This is a genomic window from Synechococcus sp. R55.7, assembly GCF_047461955.1.
In the GTDB taxonomy this organism is placed as follows: Bacteria; Cyanobacteriota; Cyanobacteriia; order Thermostichales; family Thermostichaceae; genus Thermostichus.
In genome coordinates, this window is the sequence record NZ_JANSIC010000224.1 from 1 (window position 1) to 4193 (window position 4193).

General features: G+C 59.5%; 4 protein-coding genes. All 4 read left to right on the forward strand.

The window, feature by feature from the left end; all coding sequences use genetic code 11:
* A partial coding sequence (locus tag NW820_RS10630) for a hypothetical protein (protein ID WP_414407467.1) occupies positions 1-187 on the forward strand: 187 nt, incomplete at its 5' end.
* A gap of 145 nt (positions 188-332) precedes the next feature.
* A complete protein-coding gene (locus NW820_RS10635; RefSeq protein ID WP_414407468.1) occupies positions 333-2846 on the forward strand; it encodes a DUF3656 domain-containing U32 family peptidase in 2514 nt (837 codons plus the stop codon).
* Positions 2847-3010: 164 nt separating this feature from the next.
* Entirely contained in the window at positions 3011-3535 is a 525-nt protein-coding gene (ilvN, locus tag NW820_RS10640) for an acetolactate synthase small subunit (protein WP_011432604.1), read from the forward strand.
* 74 nt (positions 3536-3609) lie between these two features.
* Positions 3610-4191: a hypothetical protein gene (locus tag NW820_RS10645; protein ID WP_414407469.1), complete on the forward strand. Its 582-nt coding sequence runs from the start codon at positions 3610-3612 to the stop codon at positions 4189-4191.
* Positions 4192-4193 lie beyond the last annotated feature (2 nt).

Consider the following 4193-nt stretch of genomic DNA (forward strand, 5'->3'; position numbering starts at 1 on the left):
TAAGATCTTCACCGCTGAATTCAACCAATTTGAGACCATCAACGCTACTCAGGCCTGGTCTTTGTTTTTCACCATCAGCGCTTCCGATCGGCTGCTGGGTGACAACCCGGCTGTTGGCCGCTACCTAACGTTGGCTTTGTTCAGCGCCGTCCTCACCGGGATCCTGAATGTGCTGGTGGCTTCTTAGCTAGACCCTTTGCGGACGGAACGAGTTTTTTGTTAAGAGGCCGCCGGCAGAGGCAGCTTGACCTGAGACAAGGGGATCCTGCTCTCAGGTTTTTTGATTTTGAATGGGAAAGGATCCCTTGTTCTCTTTGTGGGGCTGTCTTCCGATGAAAGCTGCTGGGATAGATTTCGCGGAAACGGATCACTTTGAGGCGCCGCCTCTGACCACCAAGTTGCCCCTGCTGCTGGCCCCGGCGGGGGATTGGGAGTGTGCCAAGGCGGCAGTGGAAAACGGAGCCGATGCCATTTACTTTGGGCTGGAGCGCTTCAACGCCCGGATGCGCGCCCGCAACTTTACGGAAGCGGATTTGCCGGAACTGATGGCCTGGCTGCACCGGCGGGGGGTACGGGGCTATGTTACTTTGAATACTCTGGTTTTTCCAAGGGAGCTGACGGAAGCCGAGGGATACATCCGCTCGATGATTGCGGCGGGGGTGGATGCGGTGATTGTGCAGGATATCGGCATCGCCCGCCTGATCCGGCATCTTTCCCCCGATTTCCCCATCCATGCTTCCACGCAAATGACCATCACCAGTGGAGTGGGAGCGGAGTTTGCCGCTGAGCTGGGCTGTGAGGTGGTGGTGCTGGCGCGGGAATGTTCCCTCCAGGAAATCGCCCAGATCCAGGCCTATCTGCAAGAGAAGGGATCCTCCCTATCTCTGGAGGTCTTTGTGCATGGGGCGTTGTGCGTGGCCTACTCGGGGCAATGTCTGACCAGCGAGGCGCTGGGGGGGCGTTCGGCCAATCGGGGGGAATGTGCCCAAGCCTGCCGCATGCCCTATGAGCTGGTGGTAGACGGGATCCGCCGCGACTTGGGGGAGAAGCGGTATCTGCTCAGCCCTCAAGATTTGGCCGGGCTGGAGGTGCTACCGGAGCTGGTGAAGCTGGGGATCCGCTGTCTGAAAATTGAGGGCCGGCTGAAATCCCCAGAATATGTAGCCAATGTAACGCGGGTGTATCGGCAGGCCTTGGATGCGCTGGGGGTGGGACAGCCGTGGCAGCCCTCGCAACAGGAACGCTACGAGCTGGAGATGAGCTTTTCTCGCGGGCTTTATACGGGCTGGCTGCGGGGCATCAACAACCAGGAGCTGGTGCACGCGCGGTTTGGCAAGAAACGGGGGGTTTACCTGGGGCAAGTGGTGGGGATCCAACAGGATCAGGTGGGGATCCGGCTGGAGGCACCCCTCAAAGCTGGGGACGGCGTGGTGTTTGACCAGGGGCAGCCGGAGTTGCCGGAGCAGGGGGGGCGAGTTTACCGGGTGCAAGAGAAGCAGGGGCTGGCCTGGCTCAGCTTCGGAGAGGGGGTCATTGATCTCAAACGTCTGCGGGTGGGGGATCGCCTCTGGAAGACCAGCGACCCGGAACTGGAAAAGCGCCTGCGCCAGAGCTACGCCGGGGATCACCCCCGCTTTCAGCGGCCTGTCCACATGGAGGTTCACGGCCAAGTGGGATCCCCGCTGACGCTGATCCTGCGGGATGAGCAAGGCCATACGGTGCAGGTGGATTCGCCGCTGCCCCTGGAAGCTGCCCACCGCCAACCCCTCACCACCGAAAAACTGCGACAGCAACTGGGCCGTTTGGGCTCCACTCCCTTCAAGTTGGGATCCCTGCACAATGCCTTGCAGGGGGAGGTAATGCTGCCGGTGAGCCTGCTCAACCAGATGCGCCGACAAGCGGTGGAACGCCTACAAGCTCTGCGAGCTCAGCCCCCGCGCTGGCAACTCAATCCCGAAGCTCGCTGGCAAGATCTGGTGCCTTCTCAGGAGGAGCCCGAAAGGGGATCCCCGCAGTTGGTGGTGTTGGTGCGGGATCCGGCGCAACTGCCGGCGGCGATAGCCAGCGGTATTAGGCAGATCTATCTGGAGTTTGAGGATCCCCGCCGCTATCGGGAGGTGATCCGCACAACCAAAGCCGCCCATCCCGAGGTGGAACTGTGGGTCGCTCCGCCCCGCATCACCAAGCCGGGAGAAACCTGGATCCTAAAGCAAGTGTTGGCCGCTGGGGCCGATGGCTACTTGGTGAGAAATTACGATCATCTCCGTTTCTTTGCCGGGCAGCGCTGCATTGGGGATTTTTCCTTGAATGTGGCCAATCCCATCACGGCCCACTATCTCAAAACCCGTTACAACCTGGAGCGCCTGACGGCTTCCTATGACCTCAACCACGAGCAACTGGGATCCCTGCTGCAAGCCGGCCCCGCCCATAGGTATGAGGTTACCCTTCATCAACATATGCCCCTGTTCCACATGGAGCACTGCGTCTTTTGCGCCTTTTTATCCAGCGGAACGGATTACACCAATTGTGGTCGCCCATGTGAAAAACACGAGGTGAAGCTGAGGGACAGGGCCAATGTCGAGCACATTTTGAAGGCCGATGCCGGCTGTCGGAATACCCTCTACAACGGCAAGGCCCAAACGGGGGCAGAATATGTGCCGAAATTATTGGCCTTGGGCCTGCGCTATCTGCGCATCGAATTTTTGCATGAATCCCCCGCCGAGATCCAACAAACCCTGCACCGCTATCAGCAACTCCTACAAGGTCAACTCAGCGGATCCCAACTGTGGCAGGAGCTGAAGCTACACAGCCAATTGGGGGTTACGCGCGGGTCTTTGGAGAGTTAACGGCTGCGCTGTCTTTCTCTAGGGCGCCGGCTCTGCAGCTGTGCTCCGACCGGAGCAATGCGAAAAACATTCCGGCAAAGTTGGCGTAAAATTTCCTCAGGGTATTGTTATTCCCAGGTGCTTCCCCAACCTCTTCTCAGCTTTTTCTCTATCCTCTGGTTGCCGTGAAACACACCCTCAGCGCCCTCGTGCAGGATCAGCCTGGCGTTTTAACCCGCATTGCGGGGATGTTTGCCCGTCGCGGCTTTAACATCGACAGCCTCACCGTTGGCCCCACCGAACGACCGGGGATCTCTCGCATCACCATGGTGGTGCAGGGAGATGAACACGATGTGGAGCAGATGACGAAGCAGCTCTACAAGCTCATCGACGTGCTGAAAGTTACCGATATCACCCATGTTCCCTGCGTGGAACGGGAGCTGATGCTGGTCAAGGTCAATGCCAGCCCCGATACCCGCTCCGCCATTATGGATGTGGCCCAAATGTTTCGCGCCCGGATTGTGGATGTGGCGGAGGAGTCTTTGACTCTCGAGGTAACCGGGGATCCCGGCAAAATGGTGGCCATCATCAAGATGTTGACCAGCTTTGGCATCCGTGAGATCGCCCGTACCGGCCTGGTGGCTCTCACCCGCGAGTCCGGCGTGAATACGGAATACCTGAAGCAACACCCCACCTTAGTTACCGTCTGATGGCCTCAGGGGAAGCGATGCCAAAACTGGGGTGGAGTTGTAGGGGATCGGTTCTGCGGGGCACGATTAGCCTTGTGGCTATTGTGCTGGTGGGGCTGCTGGCCGGCTGCGGCCCTAGACCGCCAAAGCCGATTGTGCAGCAGGCCCTCGCCTATCAGATCGCTCATTTGTCCGGGCCGGTGGGATCCTTGGTGGGCAGTGACCAGCTAGCAGCCCGCCTGCAATTGCAGGATGTGAAAATCCGCCAGGATCGCCGTGAACCCTTGCTGTTGGCCTCAGGAGAAACCCTGGAAGGCCATCACCTCAGCGGTACCTACACCCTAATCGTGCATCCGCCGGGATCCCGCCGCCCCTATCGCCGCAAAGGGGATCCCTTCCAGCTCACCCTGGCCCACCAAAAGGCACAAACTGTTGCTACACAACGCTCGCCCGACCGCGTCAAAACCGTGCCCGAACGGTGGCTGCTGGCCTACAGCTCACCGGATTCCAAGACTTGGGAGGTCATCGACTTTCTGCCTCAGCCCGCACCGGCACCGGAGTTGCCTCCTGCCGGGCCAGAACCTACACTGCCGGCAACTGCACCTGCTGCCGCCGACGTTGGCAGGACGGAGTCCGATGGAGCTCCCAGCCCTACCAATACTTCTACTCCCACCTGAAG

What these genes read in the sequence shown, in the direction of transcription:
- NW820_RS10635 (WP_414407468.1), top strand. Translation starts at nt 333, where the DNA reads ATGAAAGCTGCTGGGATAGATTTCGCGGAAACGGATCACTTTGAGGCG.